Genomic DNA, 17,509 nt, shown 5'->3' on the forward strand with positions numbered 1-17,509 from the left:
CTTTCGGGTGTTCTAGATGAAAGTTTTCAGTTCGGTGACAGTGGGAATGCCGAAGGTGCGGAAGTCCTCGGTGCGGCGGTTGGACCACATGTTCCACCAGTTCTCGTCTTCGCCCCAGACAATGGGATCGCGCTCATCGTCGTAGATCTGCTCCAAATCGGTGTAGAGCTCCACGACCGCGCCGGAGGTTTCCACGTAGTAGGCGGCGATATTGTGGCCGGCGCCGTGGCGGACCGGGCCCCAGATCAGTTCGCGGCCGGCCGCGCCCAGGCGGTCGCCGAGCTTGGCGAGGTCGCCGATCGACTGGACCTGCCAGGCGTGGTGGTGGAAGGTGCCCTGGCCCTTGATCAGCGCGATGCCGTGGTGATCCGGGTTGCAGCGCATGAAGTAGGCGAAGTCATCCCCGATGACATCCGAGAGGCGGAAGTCGAAGATCCGGCGCAAAAATTCCATCATGCCGCGCACGTCGCGCGGGTGGAAGTTGATGTGGCCGTAGCGGTCCGGGCCGAAGGAAAGCAGGCCGCGGTCGTTGTGCTGCATGCCGGTGTAGACCTCGAAGATCCAGCCTTCGGGGCCGATGAACGAGAAGCCGTCCTGAACGCCGGCGGAGACCGGGGTTTCGGAGACGATTCTGAAGTTCTCGTTGGCTACGCGCTTGCGGATCTCGCGCAGCGCGTCGCCGTTCTGCGCGATCAGGCCCAGGGAGTGGATGCCGTTGACTTCGGACTCGACGTAGGTCAGCTCGTGGTGCACTGAGTTCGCTGCGAGGTAGGCCTCGTTGCCGGTGCGTTCGGTGACGCGCAGGCCGAGCAGCTGCGTGGCGTCGAAGATGGATCCTTCGATGTCATTGGTCTGGATGGACACGTGGCCCATTTCCCTGATTAATCCCCAAGCCATGGTGGATCCCTTCTGTAGCCGATAAAAATATTGTGATCTAAATAATTAGATTATTTGCATTAAGTTAGATTGTCTAGTGTTTTCGGAAAAAGACTCGCGCGCCTGCCCGAGCAGACCTGCTGGTCCGCAAGAATAGGCGCGCAAAGACTAGGCCAAAACCGGTCGCCTGGTGCTGAACGGACGCTGAATTTCTCGCTTGATCAGGCCTGTTTCATCCAGTGCTGTCAGCGATTGAGCACCCGTCTGGTGCACCGCAAGAGCGCTATTAACGCTGGTAGCTGCGGTTCCCAGGCAGATAAATGACCCTAGGGCATCACCCAGAACCTTCGCCGTTTGCTCGAAGAGCTCATCGGCCACGCCATCGAGCATCGGGGCATCCTGCCAGCGCTCACGGTTGCCAAAGAGGAACGGCAGCTCTAAGCAGTGGGCCGAACCAGCGTGAGGCAACGGGGAGCGAACTTCGAAGCCCAGGAGCTGCACCTGGATGCCGGCAGCGGCTGCCGCATCGGCCAATTCCACGGCAAAGAGTTGAATCTGGTGCAGGCTCATCGCCCTAACCATGAGTGACTTGGCCGTTGCTTGCGGTTCTGCGGCAATCAGTGCGTCGAAGACTTCTTGCGGTTCATTGAAGTTCCCTGCAATAAACCCGCGCACACTATCGAGGGTGAATGCCTGCTCGGGGGCCATGCCAATGAAGGCACTTGCCTCATCGGCGGTGTAGGAGAGCAATAGCTGCTTCACATGCAGGCGTTCGACTGCCCGCGCGGTATCAAAAAGATCCGCCGGAACGGACTCATCGGCACTCGGGTAGAGGCCCAAGCCGCGCCCGGCCCAAGCCTGGGCCAGTGCTGTGCCGGCAGCCAAGAGCTGCTCGGAGCTGGCCTCGGCCAAGGCGGTGCCATTAAGCGCTTGGGCCATCACCGCATTGCGTTCCTGTGCCTGGGTTTCACCCATCGGCGGCTGGAAGGACAGCGAACCAACGTAGAGCCTGTTGAACAGTCCACGGGCTGCCTCAAGCTGGGCCAATACGAAGGCCCAGAAGGCACCCGCGGACTGGCCTGCCAGGGTGACTTCTTGCGGGTTGCCACCGAGTTCAGCAATATTGCGCTGTACCCATTCGAGCGCCAAGAGCAGTTCTTCGGGCGGCGTATTCCCGCCGCCCACCTGCTGGTTGTGGGCCAGCAATCCGATGCGGTAGTTGACCACGGCCACCACGCAGTTCTGCTTCTCCGCAAAGTCCTGCGCGTCGTACCAGCGCACGGTGCCGGCGCCGGAAACGAAGCCGCCGCCGGGAAGGAAAACCATCACCGGAAGGTCCTTGGCATCCTGCGGAGCAAAGACTGCAACCTGGAAAGCATCCTCGGACTGGGGCAGTTCCTGGAGTGCAGGACCTAGCAACCAATCCAGGGAACCTGGGGCCTGAGGGAAAATTGCCGGCTGCGCTGCGGTGAGTCCGGTGGCTTCACTGAGCTTGCCGAAGCGCCCGGCGCTGCGCTGCGCGTAGCTGTAAACCCCCATGCCTAGCGGATTTCCGTGTACTGCGACCGGTCGACCGCGCGGGTGATGTTCCAGTACTCGACGATCGGGTAAGGCCAGATCTGCGAGACGCGGCCGAACTTGTTCTTGTACCAGGTGTGCACCTCGGGGTGGCCCCAGGCCTTCTGCGCGTTGGCGGCATCGAGATCCGCCACGAACGCATCGAGCACCTCCTGCTTCAGGTCCAGTGCCTTGATGTCCTTGTCGAGCACGATGTTCAGTGCGTCCAGGATGTAGGTCAGGCCGTACTCGATCATCGAGAACAGCGAGCCGTTGACCACATGCCCGGTATTCGGTCCGGAAACGATGAACAGGTTCGGGAAGCCGGGCACTGTGGCCCCGGCATAGGCGGTGGCGTTGCCGCCCCAGTATTCGTGGATGTCCTTGCCCTCGCGGCCGGTGATGCGCAGCGGCTCGAGGAATTCGGAAGCCTGGAAGCCGGTGGCGTAGATGATGACGTCCAGCTCGTGCAGGGTGCCGTCGCCATCGATGATCCCGGTCTCGGTCATTTCGCTCATGCCCGAGGTGACCAGGGTGGTCTGCGGCTTCTTCAGGCTCTTGGCCCACACGCCGTTATCGCGCAGCATGCGCTTGCCGCCCACGATGTAGTCCGGGATGACCTTGGCCAGCAGGTCCGGGCGATCGGCGTACTGCTCCTTGAGCATCTCGGTCAGCTGCTGGCGCACGCGCTCGTTGACCGCGGACACTGAACCTTCCTTGGTCCAGTTAGGATCCGCGGCGGTGGTGTGCTGGCGGCCCTCGACGCCCAGCCAGTGCTGCCAGAAGCGCAGCCACTGGCCGTACTGCGGCAGGTGCTCGACCAGCCAGGTCACCGATTCGGGCATGTCCTCGTAGTAGAACGGGGTAGGCAGCATCCAAGGGGAGGAGCGCTGGAAGATCTTGAGCTCTTCGACCTCGTCCACGATGGCTGGGACGATCTGGTAGGCGCTGGCGCCGGTGCCGATGACGGCAACCTTCTTGCCCTTCAAATCGATGCCCGGCTTCCATTCGGCCGAGTGCACGTGGATGCCGGCGAACGTGTCGTGGCCCGGGGTATCGGGGAACTTCGGGCGGTCCAGCTGGCCGACGGCGGTCAGGACGGCATTGAAGCGGCGTTCCTGGACTTCGCCGCCGTCCACGATCATGGACAGCACCCAGCGTCCGTCTTCTTCATCCCAGGTAGCCGAAAGCACCTCGGTGCCCATCTGGATGTTCTGCGTGATGCCGCCGCGTTCCGCGACGTCGCGGGTGTATTTGTGGATCTCGGGGCCTTCGGAGAACTGCTGGGGCCAGTCATCGCGCTGCGCGAAGGAAAATGAATAGGCGTAGTTGGGGGTATCGAGGCGCACGCCCGGGTAGGTGTTCTTCCACCAGGTACCGCCGACTTCGTGGCCCTTCTCGAAGACGGTGTAGTCCAGGCCGGCCTGCTTCAGCCGGTAAGCGGCGGCCATGCCGGCCACGCCCGAGCCGATGACTGCCACGGTGAAGTCGCGGGTGGGAGCAACCTGTTCCTTGGTGAAGGCCGGTGCGCCGCTCACTTCGGGAACCAATGCCATGTCGTGCTTGAGCATCTGGTGGTAATCGGTGGTGGCCTGGTTGGTGATCCAGTCCAGGATCGTGGTGGCCTGCTCGTCGTCCAGGGTCTCCACCGAGGTGATTTTTTCATCGCGGATCCGGCGCAGTGCTTGGAAGGCCAATTCGCGGGCCGCTTCCTGAGCTGCGGCGTCCATGCCACCGTGCGGCTGGCCCACGGTGTCAACCGGCGGCTGCGGTGGACGCAGCTCATCACGAAGGATCGAGTAATCGCCGGTTGCCGCGGCCAGGGCCACCATCAGTGGCGGCAGGTCGGTGCTTGCAACGATCTTGCGCAGCTGCTCGTCGCTTTCGGTGATAGCAGAGTAGTTTGCGCGCCAGTACAGGTCATCTACCTGTTTGGTGGCGGCGGTCTCGATCAGTGATTCGCTCATTGGTTACTCCTAGCAAGTCTTTTCGGGCCGTGCGCGACAGGGTCTGGCAGGCGCGTGATGTAACCAGTGTCACCTCTTGGTTATGCATAAGTCAACTAAAAATGTATTCTTTGCCGACTTTGGTATGATTTATGTCATGGCGAAACGCACCGATTCAGAGACGATGTCAAAGCACATCCGCGACACCCTGCGCACCGATATCCTGGATGGGCGCTGGGAACCAGGTGCCCGGCTGCAGCTCACGCATCTTTCTGAGCATTACGAAACCTCCAGTACGGTCATTCGCGAAGCGTTGACCCGGCTGGTGGGGGACAAGCTCGTCACCCTTCGCCCCAACAAGGGCTTCTTTGTCCCGGAACTGTCGTTGGCCGACTTGAGCGACATCGTGGAGATGCGCTGCGTCAACGAGCAGCTGGCAATTTCGCTGGGCTTCGAACGTGCGCCATTGGAGTGGGAGAGCGAGCTGATGGCAGCGCACCACACCCTGGAGCGCACGCCGCGCCGTTCGGACGAAGACCCGGATAACCACACCCCGGCATGGAATCACGCGCATCAGAACTTCCATGACAAGCTCGTTGAGGCCTGTGGTGTTCCGCTGCTGACCGAGGTGACTCGCACCCTGTCTGACCTGATCCAGCTCTATGGACGCTGGGCCGGCCCGGCCACCCGTGACGCCAAGCGGGACCTGGACAAGGAGCATCGCGATATCCTCAACGCCGCCCTGGACCGCAATGCGGAACTGGCTGGCCAGCTATTGCGCGCGCACTACGAAACCACGCTCAGTGCGGTGAAAAACGGTGGCGAGGTCGGGCTAGCCTGCTTGCCGCACGTGAAGCTGCTCAAGTAGCCAGAACCTTCGTGGGCATTCCCACGCCCAGACCCTGACCCGGATTGCTGCAGCGGGAACATTTCCGACTGGTTCCGGAGCCGGCGCAAGCGCAGTTTCCATCATGATGCTGCACGCATCCGGGCTCTATCCCGGCAGTGTTTTGGCAACGCGGATGGCCGGCAAGCCTGTTTTGCGGCGCTATCAAGGCAAGAGCTGGGTCGCCGCTTTTCGCAGTGACCCAGCTTAAGAAGCCAGAATGGGAGTTCAGTAGCGTGAATGCTTTCGTTCAAGGAACTGATTGCGCAAGGAATTGATAGCCTGGAGTGCCTGGCCCTCGCCGGTGTACACCGATGAATACGGGCCCAAGGGCATACGCATGAATAACGTGCTTCCCGGCTTCACCAAGGAAGACCCGAGCGCGGTCCCTGAAGCATGGGTCCAGAAGATTCCATTGCGCCGTGCTGCCAGCGCCACCGAGATTGCCAAGGCCGTGCGCTTCTTGGCCAGCGACGAGTCAAGCTACATGACCGGACAGAACGTTCGCGTTGACGGTGGTTTTGCGCGCGGTCTCTAGCAGCGGCGTGGATGCGGATGCTGGCGGGAACGAAACTAGTGCCAGCAGGAGATTATTTCTTTTTGCCCGATGCCAGAGCCCGCTTTTTCAGTTGGCGGCGTTCGCGTGCATCTTCGATGAATAGCTCGCATACAAGGAGAACTGCGCCAGCGCCGACCATGATGAAAAATACTCGGATGCCTTCTGCCGGTGAATCAAAGATACTGCTCAGAAGTCCTGACATCAGAGCTGTTGGCACTGCGATCAGAATCAGAACCACGATAGCGATGAGGATCGCAAATGCACGCTTGGACAGGGACTGGAAGAAGTCTTTCACTTAACTGCTCCTCTGGCGCTCATGCGGGATTCGTCGGTTTGCATATGCTCAATACCAGTGTGATCACGATTGCGCGTTGTGCCCGATCTTCTCCACTTTATATCAATGGTTCATTAAATCAACGCATGTAAAAAATGTAATGTGCTGTACTTTCCTAGCATCTTCCGAGCTGGCGGGGGCGTATGCCCAATTCTCTGCCGATGCTAATTCCGGGGAAGAGCCATATGAAAATCCCCCCCACTGCCTATTGCGGTGAGGGGATCATGCGTGGCTCAAGGAACGGGCTTGGGGCTAGACGCTGGAGCGCTGATCGCGGAAGCGCGCAGGCCAGACGCCCTGTTTGCCAGGGGCCAGGATCCCCGCCGGATCCAGTGCATCCTTGATCTTCTCCTGCAGGCGGCGTGCTGCGTTGTCGTTGAAGTCGAAGCCGTCGGCAATGCGGTCCATGTAGTCCACGTGGCTGCGGTACGGTGCGTAGCCGCGGGCGCGGGCCGCATCGAGCAGCTCGGAGTACAGGGCGCGCGCACGGGCGAGCATCTCCTGGTTGCCGCGCTCGAAGAAGATCATGGTCACGTGAACCATATGCCGGGGGTACAGGTGGTACCCGATGTACAGGTCGAAGCCGTGCTTCGCGTAGAGCTTCTTGGCTTCCTGGTAGAACTCGGCCACGAGTTCGCCGCGGGCCGGGATGATCGGCGCCGCGTCGATGTGTCCGCCGTTTTCAGCGGCCCAGCCCACGGTGGACAGCGGCTTCAAGGTCGGGACGCCGGCCATCTGGGTGCGGTCCTGGGCGGCGATGTCCTCATGCTGCAAGGCCAAGCCTTCTTCTCCCGAGTAGAACCGGGCGTCAACGCGGGCACCGGGGATCACGCTGATCCTGTCCTTGACGATTTGCAGGCGGCGTTCGCACAGTTCGCGGTCGCCGTAGAAGGCGAACTTGCAGTTCCACTGGCCAATGCCGAATTCCTGGCGCATTTCTTCCAGGCGCCAGTCGGGAATGGAACCTTCGCCATCCCAGAAGTCGGCGCGCGATCCGCGCATGGTTGCCGCGCGCACCACATTGCCGCAGAGGGCATTGTTCTGGATGATTTCCTCGCGGCGCAAGGTGGTGAGGATGTCGATCAGTTGCGGCAGGTGCGCCTCGTCGTCGACGAAAATATCGCCATTGACGTAGGTGTGCGGTGCCGGCATCAGCCACAGTCCGACCTGGGTAACCACGCCGTAGTTGGACTGGGTGAACAGTCCGTCCAAGGTCGGGCCGAAGCCGCCCTGGAAGATCGGGCCCAGCTCGGTGCCGTCCATCGCGCCCATGCCGGTGCGGACCAGATCGCCGTCGGGCATGACCACTTCCATGCCGCACAAGGACTTCACGTGGTCGCCCAGCGGGGTCATGCCGTAGCCGCGGTCGAGCATATTGCCCATGACCGAGCCCCAGCCCAAGGCCGGAACCGACATCCAGACCTTCAGGCCGCGTTCCTTGATGTATTCGAAGAGATCGAAGAAGGTGACGCCGGGCTCCACCACGGCGTAGCACAGCCGGTCATCGACCGCGATGATGCGGTTCATGCGGCTCAAATCCAGCGCCACCATCCCGGTATCGCGTGGTTCGGGGCCGCCATAGCCCAGGTTCTTGCCGCAGGAGAAGGTCCACAACGGTACCTCGTGCTCGGTGGCCAGCTTGACGATGGCCTGCACTTCCTCGGTGCTGGCCGGGCGGATGCCGGGCCAAGGGGTACGGCCCGGGTTCAGCGGGTAGGGATCCAAGTAGCCCTCGGAATCTCCCAAGGAAACAACGTTTTCTGCGCCAACGATTTCCTTGGCTGCCTCAAGAAATTCTTCACGACGATCCATGATTCACCCTTCCACTGGCCATCGGCGAACGCCGCGGCCCCACTGTCTTAATCTAAAAAACTTGCTTTGTTTCGTGCCGTCATCAATATGCTTGATGACATGAATCTTGTGTCCCACCCGCAACTGACCTTGCGCCAGCTTTGGCACTTCGTTGTCGCGGCCGAGGCTGGAACCATGGCCGAAGCTGCCCGCCGGCTGCATCTGGCGCCTTCGGCAATTTCCATGTCCATCGCGGAACTCGAACGCATCGTCGGTGCCGAGCTGGCGATCAAGCGCCGGGCCAAGGGGCTGACGTTGACCGCGACCGGCAAGACCGTGCTGCTCCAGGCCCGGGAACTGCTGGAGCGGGCCCATGATCTGGAAACCATGGGCCAGGGAACCCGCGAAGAGCTTGCCGGCCCGTTAACCGTTGGCTGCTTCATGCCCCTGGGCCCGATCATCATTCCGCCTATGCTCAGTGCCTTTGCCCAGCAATGCCCGAAGGTGGAGGTCGATTTCCTGGAGGGGTTCCACCAGGAAATGCAGCATGCGCTGCTCGATGGTTCCATCGATGTCGCCTTCCTCTACGGATCGGAGATCTCACCAGCCTTGCGTTCGGCCACCGTGGCGATGGCCGAGGCCCAGATACTGCTGCCTTCCGGGCATCCGCTGGCCGCCAGCCCCTCGGTGTCATTGCGTGAAATCGCGAAGGAGCCGTTGGTCCTCTTCGAATCCGAGCCGATCACCCAGCGCATCCTCGGCCTGTACCAGGGCAGCGGGCTGGAACCGATGATCCGGCACCGCTCGCGTTCCTATGCGACCGTGCGCTCGCTGGTCAGTACCGGCCGCGGGGTGGCTGTGCTGTTCCAGCAGCCGGCCCTGGAAGCACCCTACGAAGAGCTGAACGTGGTGCTCAAGCCGCTGAAACTCGATGACGAAAATATCGCAGTGGTTCCGGTTTCGGTGGCTTGGCCCCGCAGTTCGCGGCTGAACTCCCGTGCCCAAGCCTGGGTGGAAGTCGCCGCGGAACTCTTCGAGAATGCGGGCCGGCGCAGCTAGCGGCTAGACGCGCGTGCGGATCGAGGACGGGTAGGACAATCCGAAGTTATCCCGCAGGGTGGTGCCCTCGTATTCGGTGCGGAAGTAGCCGCGATTCTGCAATTCAGGGATCAGCTTGTCGCAGATGAGCTTGAAGCCGCCTGGGTTGAACGGGGCGTTCAGGTTGAAGCCGTCGCAGGCCTTGGAATCGAACCAGTCGATCATGCGGTCTGCCACTGCCGAGGCGGTGCCGGCCATCCACTGGTGTCCGGTGGAGCGGGCCAGGTCAACGATCAGCTCGCGCAGGGTCATGCCCTGGTCCACCGACTTGCGGCGGTAGATCTGGTAGCGCGAACCCAGGGCCGGGTCATCGGAGAACCACTCGGCGGGAATCTTCTCGTTGAAGTCCAGCGAGGACAGATCCATCTTCAGATCGGCACCCACCTGCACGCGGCCGTTTTCCAGGTGGATGTGGTTGGCCAGTTCCTCGGCCAGCTCATCTGCTTCGGCCTGGGTGTCGCCGAGGATCGGCAGGATGCCCGGGATGATCTTGATGTCGTTGGGGTTGCGGCCCTTGGCAGCCGCCATCGCCTTGAACTTGGCGTAAAACTCCACCGATGGTTCCTTCAGCGGCTGCGCGGTGTAGATGCCATCGGCCACCGAGGAGCCCAGTTCCATGCCTGGTCCCGAGGAGCCGGCCTGCACCAGCACCGGGCGGCCTTGCGGGCTGCGCGGCATGTTGATCGGGCCCTGCACCTTGAAGAATTCGCCCTCATGGTTGATCGGGTGGATCTTGTCGGTGTCCACGTACCATGCCGACTCCTTGTCGTTGGTGACGGCGTCGTCTTCCCACGAATCCCACAACTGGTTGGCTACCTCGACGAACTCGGTAGCGCGGCGGTAGCGGGTGGCCGGATCCGGCGCGCAGTCCATGCCGAAGTTCTGGAAACCATCGGAGCTGGTCACGATGTTCCACCCGGCGCGGCCACCTGACATGTGGTCCAGGCCGGCCATCTGGCGGGCCAGGTTGTAAGGCTCCGAGAAGGAAGTGGAAACGGTTCCGATCAGGCCAATGTTCTTGGTGCGTGCTGCCAGTGCGGAAAGTACCGAGATCGGCTCGTAGAAGCCGTTCATCTTGATATCGCCGCGCATCACGGTGTTGGCATGGACGATGTCGCCGAAGAAGATGGCGTCCAGCTTGGCGTCTTCAGCCATCTTGGTCAGGTCGTAGACGAATTCCAGGTTGGCCAGCTCCTCGGAGCGCGAGCCGTCCATGCGCCACGAGTCCTTGTGGTAACCAGCGGGGAGCATGAAGGTCGTGAGCACCATGTGCTGGGGGTTCTTGGGAGTCATTGAAACTCATCCTTTCCTGCGGATGTGACGGGAAGCACTGAGTCCATGGTTTCAAGAGTCTCTAAAGTCGTAAATGGAGAACTTTTGCGCCATAGGGTTCAGAAAAATTGATGTTAGGTGTTAAAAGCTGGTCCGCGTATCAACTGATACGCGGACCAGTGCCGGGGTTCAGGCGTTCAGCTTTGCGTTGGACGGCGCTGACGCGGCTGCCTTGGGAGGCAGGGCGGCGCCTTCCGGGCTGATGCGGATGGCGACCAGCCCGACGATAAGGATTGCCACCCAGAAGATGCCTACGGCGGTGATGCCGAAGCTGACGGCCAGCGCGGTGCAGATCATCGGGGTGAAGCCGGCCCCAAGGGTCGAGGAGCCCTGGTAGGCCAGCGAAGCGCCGGTGTAGCGGACATCAGCTGGGAACAGCTCGGAGATGTAGGCGCCGATCGGTCCGGCCAGGATGCCCTGGATGACGCCGTTGCCGACGATGACTGCAACTGCGAAGCCCCAGCCGGTGCCGTTGCTCATCAGGAAGACTGCCGGGAAGGCCCAGAGGATGCCGGCGGTGCCGCCGATGGTCAGGATCATCTTCCGGCCGTACTTGTCCGAGAGCTTGGCGGCCAGCAGGCAGACCACGATGGTGACCATGGCCGCGTAGCCCTTGGTGTTCAGCACAAAGGAGCGGTCCACGCCCTGGGCCGCGGCTTCGGAAACGCCCCACGAAGTCAGCACGCCCTGGCAGGTGTAGAAGCCAAGGGAAGCGATCAGGGTGATGATGACGGTGCGCGAATGGTTCTTCAGCACCAGCGAGATAGGAGTCTTGCGCTCCTGCTTGCGCTCGGCGGCCTTGGCATCCAGCTCCTGGAAGACCGGAGTTTCTGCGACCTTCAGGCGGATCACCATGCCGATGATGATCAGGACTGCCGAGAAGATGAACGGAATGCGCCAGCCCCATTCCAGGAACGCATCACCGGTGGAGAAGGAGATGAAGGAAACCAGGAAGGTGGCCAGCAAGCCACCGGCCGGTGCGCCGGCGTTAGCGAAGGAAGCTGCGAAACCGCGCTTGGAAGCGGGTGCATGTTCCAAGGCCATCAGGGTGGCGCCGCCCCATTCGCCGCCAACTGCGACTCCCTGGACCACGCGGAGCAAGACCAGGATGACCGGGGCAGCTGCGCCAATGGTTGCGGTAGTCGGCAATAGGCCAATGGCAACGGTGGCTACGCCCATCATCATCATGGAAAGCACCAGCATCTTCTTGCGGCCAAGGCGGTCGCCGAAGTGGCCGAAGACGATGCCGCCCAGCGGGCGGGCAATGTACCCGACGGCCAAGGTGCCGAAGGAGGCGAAGAGTGCCAAGCCCGGGCTCAGGTTGCCGAAGAAGACCTTGTCGAAAATCAGCGACGCCGCAGTGGCGTACAAGATGAAGTCGTAGTACTCGATGACGCTGCCCAAGAAGCTGGATCCGAGAATGCGGCGCAAATCCTTGGTGTTGAGGGAGTCGCTTGGCTCCATTGCCGGCACTGGCTGGTTCTGTTGCGAGTCGGACACGACGAGAACCCTTCCTGATCGCTGATGTGACTTAAGCCATAGTGGCCCATTTCACTAACCTTGTCCACTTTTTACGCATTTTAAGACAGATAATATTTTCTTTAGCCCTTGAAAACCGCGTGATCCTGCGGGTTTGAAAAAATTCTTCGACTCAGAGCTTGATCTGGGTCACATAAGTTATATAAACTGATGCACAGAATATATTTTTGAACCCGCTCAGCGGGACGCCCGATAAGGAGCAGCGAAGATGAGTGCACGCACTGGAGAGCAGTACCTGGCAGGGCTCAAGGATTCCCGCGAGGTCTGGCTGGGCGATCAGCGCATTGACGTCACCGAGCACCCGGCATTTGCCGGCTCGATCAACGGCATGGCCGCCTACTTCGACTACCAGCACAAGTACGCCGATGACTGCCTGATGAACGACGAACAGACCGGCGAACAGCACAACGTCTCCCTGCTGCGTCCCAAGAACGCAGAAGACATCGCCCGCCGCCACCGCGCGTTCGACCGCCTGGCCCGCTACTCCAATGGCATGCTCGGACGCACCCCCGACTACGTCAACGTGGTGCTCGCCGGCCACGCCTCGCGCCCGGACATCTTCGCCAAATCCGGCGACCCGGTCTACTACGAGCGCCTGGAGAACTACTGGCGCCATGTGCAGGAAAACGACCTGGCGCTGACCCACACCATCGTGCACGCGGCCATCGACAAGTCGGTCGGCGAACTGCAGGGCATCAATGAAGAGCTGACCTTGCGCGTGGTGGACCGCACCGCTGAAGGCCTGATCGTGCGCGGCGCGAAGATGCTCGCCACCCTGGGCCCGATCGCCGACGAGCTCTATGTCTACCCGGCGGTGCCCATCCAGAAGGGCTACGAGGAATACGCGCTGTCCTTCGCGATCCCGGTCGCCACCAGCGGCGTGGTCTCGGTCTGCCGCGACCACTACGGCGTGGACCAGCCGGTAGTGGACAAGCCGTTCTCCTCGCGCTTCGACGAGCAGGATGCGGTCATCATCTTCGACGACGTGCTGGTCCCTTGGGATCGCGTGTTCATCGACGGCCAGCTCGATGTCTACAATTCCCTGAACGCCGGCACCGCCACCGGCAACACCCAGCAGCAGACCGCCATCCGCGCCTCGGTGAAGCTGGAGTTCGCCTACGACCTGTGCGTGCAGATGGCCAAGGTCACCGCCACCGACAACAAGCCGGACACCGCATCGATGCTCGGCGAGATCTATTCCTACCTGCGCATCGCCCGCGCCGTGATCCACTCGGCCGAGGTCAACGCGTCCGAATGGGGCGGCGGGGCGTTCTTCTGCCACGACGACATCTCCGCGCTGCGCACCATGATGCCCATCTGGATGGCCCGCGTGAACGACATCATCAAGTCCATGGGCAGCCACAACCTGCTGGCCACCCCGACCGCGGCCTCCTTCGAGGACCCGCGCCTGGGCCCACTGCTCAAGAAGTACCTGCCGGGAGCCAACGGCATCGCGCCGGAGGAACGCGCCAAGATCTTCCGCACCGCTTGGGACTTCGCCGGATCCGCCCTGGGCAGCCGCATCGAACTGTACGAGCGCTTCTACCTGGGGTCGGTCAGCCGTGCCCGCGGGCTGGATCACCGCAAGGCACAGATGAAGGGCGAGACCGGTGCCTTCGAGGCGATGTTCGCCGAGGTGGGCATCAGCCCGGTGATCGCCGAGCAGGCCGCACTGGACCTGGACGCCGCGGCAACGCGCGCCTAGGGAAGCAGGAAAATCATGGCTAACCCGACGCCCGATGTGCTCGACGCGCTGCTCGAGCACCTGCTGGAAACCCAGTACGGCCAGCTGCCGACGGCCACGATCCAGCGCGTGAACCAGCGCCTGCTGGATTCGGTGGGCGTTGGGCTGGCAGGGCACCGCGCCGACGACATTGCCGGACTCATCGAAGCGGCGCAGGCCTGGGGCCACGGCGATGAAGCAACCGTGCTGGGTACCGGAATCAAGCTTCCGGCCACCTCCGCGGCCTTCGTCAACGCGGCCCTGATCCGCTCCTTCGACTTCGAGCCGGTGGAAGCCGAAGGCCCGGCCGGCAAGCAGGTCGCCGCCCACATCTCCGGAACCACCGTGGCCGTCGTGCTGGCCCTGGCCGAAGCCACCGGCGCCACCGGAGAAGAAGCACTGGCCGCGCTGGCGCTGGGCGATGACCTGGCAGCCCGCCTGGCCATCGCCGGCGGCTTCGACGTGTACTCGGGGCAGGATAATACCGGCACCTTGAATGCCCTGGCCGCCGCTGGAATCGCCAGCCGGATGCTGGGCCTGGACAAGGCGCAGGCACGCCATGCCATCGGCATTGCGGTCAACCAGGCTTCGGGCAATGTGGCGGCGATCTTCGATGGGGCCAACGGCTTCAAGCTGCCCATGGCCTTCGCAGCCCGCTCCGGAATTTCCGCCGCGCAGCTGGCCAAAGCCGGCATGAAGGCGGCGGATGATCCGCTGACCGGCAAGCACGGCTACTTCCAGCTGTTCGGCATCGACGCGCAGCCGGAACTGGCGGTGGCGGATCTTGGCGTGAGCTTCCATGGGGACTGCACGATCAAGCCCTTTGCCAGTTGCCGGGCCGCGCAGCCTTCGCTGCAGGCCTGCGCGGAACTGGTGGCCGACGGCACGGTGGGCTACAAGGACATCGTATGCCTCACCGTCCACCTGAGCGAGCGGACCCTGAACGGATTCGTCGGGGCGCGCTTCGAGGCGGGGGACACCCGCACCGTGGCAGCCCTGTTCTCGGTGCACGCCACCGCGGCGATCGCCTTGATCCGCGGAACGGTTCGCCCCGAGCACCTGACCGCCAGCGCGCTGGCGGACCCGGAGCTGGCGCAGATGCTCGGGCGCATCGAGCTAGCCGGCACCCTGCCCAACAGCCAGCGGCTGACGGCGGAGATCACTGCACGGCTGCGCAGCGGCGAGGTGCGCCACGTGCGCGTGGAGCACCCGGACGGAAACATCTTGCGCACACCCCTGGAGCATGACCAGGTAGTTGAGAAGTTCTCGAAGAATCTCGAGTTCTCGCATCCAGAACTGGCAGCACGCAAGGACGCGTTGCAGCACCAGCTCGAACACCTCGCCAGCGCACCGGATCTGACTGATCTGATGGCGGCGCTGGACCCCGCTAGAAACTTCACCCCGAATTACCAGGAGCAACTCCCATGAGCATCACCAACCTTGAATCGGTCACCCCAGTAGACATGAACACCTTCCGCAACGTCGTCGGCCACTTCGCCTCCGGCGTCACGGTGATCACCACGGCCGTGGACGGCCAGCTCTACGGCACCACCGCTTCGGCAGTGTCCTCCCTGTCGATGGAACCGCCAATGATGCTCGCTTGCCTGAACCGCTCCAGCTCCACCCATGACCGGGTAGTTGAAGCAGGCGTCTTCGGCATCAACATCCTGGCCGAGGACCAGGGCGCGCTGGCCTTCCACTTCGGCCGCAAGGGCGAGGACAAGTTCGCCACCGTGCCGCATACCCTCTCCGCGGAGGGCATCCCGCTGATTGACGGCGCATTGGCCACGATCGTATGCCATGTGGCCGAAACCCCGACCGGCGGTACCCACACCGTCTTCCTGGGACTGGTCAGCCACGCTGAAGCCCATGACCGCGAACCGCTGGCCTACTACCGCGGAACCATGGGCCGCCTCGAGCCCACCAAGGAGTTGGCTGCCTACCAGGCCACCCGCACCTGGGTGCTGCTGCGCACCAGTCCACTGGGCGAAGACCTCGACGTGGATGCCATCGCCGCGGCTTCCCGGGCCGACGCTGATCATGTAGCCAACGCGCTGGTGAAGCTGGAAAGCGAGCACCTGGTCTTCCGCACCGAAACCGGAAAATACCAGCCAAAGCCGATTACCGCAGAATTGACCGATTCGGCCTACGACTCGCGCGCCACCATCGAGTCCGGGGTGATCGCCTCGCACCTGGGCAAGATTTCCGAAGAGACCATTTCCAGCCTGCGCGAGATCACCGCGAAGCTGGCTGACCTGCGTGAGACTTCGGAATCCGACCTGGAAGAGTTCTTGGCCCTGAATGTCGCCTACCACGATGCTCTGGTTGGCGTTGCCGGCTCCAGCCAGCTGGTGGATTCCTTCCGCCGTTTGGGAATTGGCACCGTCTGGCGCCAAGCGCTGACCGCAGAGCAGTGGTCGCGCCAGCTGGACCACCGCCACGTTGCCGAATTGACTGAAGCGCTGGCTGCCGGTGACGCGCCAGCGGCCCAGGCAGCGCTTGCCGCGCACACCGAGTTCGGCAAGGCGCTGGCTCGTGAAGCAGTGGCCCGCCATGGCGGCCAGGTTTAGGCATTGAGGCGATAGCCACTGTGGAAAGGCGGCAGGTTGGAAGATCCAGCCTGCCGCCGTGGCTTTATAAAGCGTCGAAGTGCGGGCCTATTGGGCTGTGGCCCCGACAAAGAGGCGCAGCTTCCACTGGCCGCCGGTCTTGGCCCACACCGTGCGGTTGGCAGTTGCCAGATGCTTTTCGACGCCTCCGGAAATCAGATGCATTTTCATGCTGCCTTCGACGACCACCACGTTGCCCTCCTGGGTAACGGACTCGAAGTCGTGGCTGAGCGCCAAATATTCGACGGCTCCGGAACCGAGCAGTTCCAGCAATGAGTCGCGGTCATCGACACGACCGGTGGAGTGGGTGTACTGCAAATCCGGCTCAAGCAGGTTCCCCAAGGTTTCGAAGTCACGGGCGAGCATGGCCGAAAGGCGCCGTTCTTCTGCGATGCGCAGTTCCGATTCAAGTGCCGCAGGGTCAATAGTCGTCAACGGTGATGGCTCCTAAGTAGCGTTTGGTTCGTAGGCAATCTACCAATAAGCAGTGGCGATGTGCGGATATTAGCGAGTGCTTTTACTGGGTGAGATGGAGTTTCAGGGTTGATCCCAGAAGTGGAAACTATCAGCCGAGGGTATGAGCCGGGCACGGGATAGTTACCTCGCATCGCTGATTCCCCGGGCCGCGGAAATTTCTACGATGGAATCATGCTCAAGAAAAAGTACCTCGCCACTGGCGCGCTCGCCCTTCCCTTCGCTCTCCTGCTCACCGGCTGCAGCGGTTCTGATCTCTTCGTCGACAAGTACGATGAATCCACCACTCGAACTGCCAAAACTTCAGAGAAGGCCGTGGCCGATGGCGTGCTGCCCGACTGGGTTCCGTCCGGCGGCACCGACGTTCAGCTGGTCCAGCGCAATACCGGCGCTGAACGCATCTTCATGCTGAACTACGACGGCAAGCTGGACAGCGAACAGTGCAAGGCGCTGGAAACCGTTGGGAATCCGACCGAAGCCGAACTGGCCAAGGCCTACGCTTCTGACCCGCGCACCAAGAACCTCGAGCCTGACGAGATCTCAGCTACCCGCACCTTGGATGCCGACTGGTGGCCAGCCGATGGCCAAAGCGAGACGACTGATCTGTGCGGGCGCTTCTGGGTCCATCAGTCAGAGGGCAAGCTCTATGCCTTTGCTCCGGACATGGTTGCCCAGGTCCAAGCCATCGAGAAGGAGCGGGCCGCCAAGGAAGGCAAATAGAGGCTGGCCGCCACTAGCTGGGCTGCAGGCCGCGAACCAGGAAACTGGTTCGCGGCCTGCAGCTT

At 62.2% G+C, this 17,509-nt stretch carries 15 protein-coding genes; 7 read left to right on the plus strand and 8 right to left on the minus strand.

Features of this window, described 5'->3' with window-relative positions:
• Positions 1–12 precede the first annotated feature (12 nt).
• The 3 genes from ACIOU9_RS12720 to ACIOU9_RS12730 all read right to left on the minus strand — a co-directional run bounded on the left by ACIOU9_RS12720 (position 13) and on the right by ACIOU9_RS12730 (position 4,400).
• Positions 13–897: a VOC family protein gene (locus ACIOU9_RS12720; RefSeq protein WP_105656469.1), complete on the minus strand. Its 885-nt coding sequence runs from the start codon at positions 895–897 to the stop codon at positions 13–15.
• Positions 898–1,044: 147 nt separating this feature from the next.
• The gene (locus ACIOU9_RS12725; RefSeq protein ID WP_133833889.1) at positions 1,045–2,415 is read right to left on the minus strand and encodes a carboxylesterase family protein; all 1,371 of its coding nucleotides are present in this window, start codon (positions 2,413–2,415) and stop codon (positions 1,045–1,047) included.
• 2 nt (positions 2,416–2,417) lie between these two features.
• Positions 2,418–4,400 (minus strand): flavin-containing monooxygenase, encoded by a 1,983-nt coding sequence (locus ACIOU9_RS12730; RefSeq protein WP_402697124.1) that lies wholly within the window; start codon positions 4,398–4,400, stop codon positions 2,418–2,420.
• A 136-nt stretch (positions 4,401–4,536) separates the two neighbouring features.
• Between ACIOU9_RS12730 and ACIOU9_RS12735 the strand changes: the two genes are divergently transcribed.
• Together ACIOU9_RS12735 and ACIOU9_RS12740 are read left to right on the plus strand one after the other, a co-directional pair.
• Positions 4,537–5,247, plus strand: coding sequence for a GntR family transcriptional regulator (locus ACIOU9_RS12735; protein WP_166650759.1), 711 nt, complete (start codon positions 4,537–4,539; stop codon positions 5,245–5,247).
• Between the two features lie 280 nt (positions 5,248–5,527).
• Positions 5,528–5,803, plus strand: coding sequence for an SDR family oxidoreductase (locus ACIOU9_RS12740; RefSeq protein ID WP_208294246.1), 276 nt, complete (start codon positions 5,528–5,530; stop codon positions 5,801–5,803).
• Between the two features lie 52 nt (positions 5,804–5,855).
• Here the strand turns inward: ACIOU9_RS12740 and ACIOU9_RS12745 are convergent, their stop codons facing one another.
• Together ACIOU9_RS12745 and ACIOU9_RS12750 are read right to left on the minus strand one after the other, a co-directional pair.
• The gene (locus ACIOU9_RS12745; RefSeq protein ID WP_105662284.1) at positions 5,856–6,119 is read right to left on the minus strand and encodes a hypothetical protein; all 264 of its coding nucleotides are present in this window, start codon (positions 6,117–6,119) and stop codon (positions 5,856–5,858) included.
• Between the two features lie 291 nt (positions 6,120–6,410).
• Positions 6,411–7,970 carry an FAD-binding oxidoreductase gene (locus tag ACIOU9_RS12750; RefSeq protein ID WP_105662285.1) on the minus strand — a complete coding sequence of 520 codons (1,560 nt, stop codon included), beginning with the start codon at positions 7,968–7,970 and terminating at the stop codon, positions 6,411–6,413.
• Positions 7,971–8,069: 99 nt separating this feature from the next.
• Between ACIOU9_RS12750 and ACIOU9_RS12755 the strand changes: the two genes are divergently transcribed.
• Positions 8,070–9,008 (plus strand): LysR substrate-binding domain-containing protein, encoded by a 939-nt coding sequence (locus ACIOU9_RS12755; RefSeq protein WP_181149069.1) that lies wholly within the window; start codon positions 8,070–8,072, stop codon positions 9,006–9,008.
• 3 nt (positions 9,009–9,011) lie between these two features.
• On the opposite strand, the gene ACIOU9_RS12760 is transcribed toward ACIOU9_RS12755, so the two are convergent.
• Positions 9,012–10,340, minus strand: coding sequence for an NtaA/DmoA family FMN-dependent monooxygenase (locus ACIOU9_RS12760; RefSeq protein WP_105662287.1), 1,329 nt, complete (start codon positions 10,338–10,340; stop codon positions 9,012–9,014).
• A 168-nt stretch (positions 10,341–10,508) separates the two neighbouring features.
• Positions 10,509–11,879 carry an MFS transporter gene (locus ACIOU9_RS12765; RefSeq protein ID WP_286134662.1) on the minus strand — a complete coding sequence of 457 codons (1,371 nt, stop codon included), beginning with the start codon at positions 11,877–11,879 and terminating at the stop codon, positions 10,509–10,511.
• Between the two features lie 247 nt (positions 11,880–12,126).
• Here ACIOU9_RS12765 and ACIOU9_RS12770 point away from each other — a divergent pair, with 247 nt between their 5' ends.
• The 3 genes from ACIOU9_RS12770 to ACIOU9_RS12780 are packed head-to-tail and all read left to right on the plus strand — an operon-like array spanning position 12,127 to position 16,211.
• Entirely contained in the window at positions 12,127–13,623 is a 1,497-nt protein-coding gene (locus ACIOU9_RS12770) for a 4-hydroxyphenylacetate 3-hydroxylase family protein (RefSeq protein ID WP_133833894.1), read from the plus strand.
• A gap of 15 nt (positions 13,624–13,638) precedes the next feature.
• Positions 13,639–15,069 (plus strand): MmgE/PrpD family protein, encoded by a 1,431-nt coding sequence (locus ACIOU9_RS12775; protein WP_402697128.1) that lies wholly within the window; start codon positions 13,639–13,641, stop codon positions 15,067–15,069.
• Positions 15,066–16,211: a flavin reductase gene (locus ACIOU9_RS12780; RefSeq protein ID WP_105656459.1), complete on the plus strand. Its 1,146-nt coding sequence runs from the start codon at positions 15,066–15,068 to the stop codon at positions 16,209–16,211. Before ACIOU9_RS12775 ends, ACIOU9_RS12780 begins: the two co-directional genes overlap by 4 nt.
• 87 nt (positions 16,212–16,298) lie before the next feature.
• On the opposite strand, the gene ACIOU9_RS12785 is transcribed toward ACIOU9_RS12780, so the two are convergent.
• A complete protein-coding gene (locus tag ACIOU9_RS12785) occupies positions 16,299–16,685 on the minus strand; it encodes a nuclear transport factor 2 family protein (protein WP_402697130.1) in 387 nt (128 codons plus the stop codon).
• Between the two features lie 213 nt (positions 16,686–16,898).
• Here ACIOU9_RS12785 and ACIOU9_RS12790 point away from each other — a divergent pair, with 213 nt between their 5' ends.
• Entirely contained in the window at positions 16,899–17,444 is a 546-nt protein-coding gene (locus ACIOU9_RS12790; RefSeq protein ID WP_105656457.1) for a hypothetical protein, read from the plus strand.
• Positions 17,445–17,509: the final 65 nt, after the last annotated feature.

It is taken from the genome of Glutamicibacter sp. NPDC087583, assembly GCF_044743685.1.
Taxonomy (GTDB): Bacteria; Actinomycetota; Actinomycetes; order Actinomycetales; family Micrococcaceae; genus Glutamicibacter.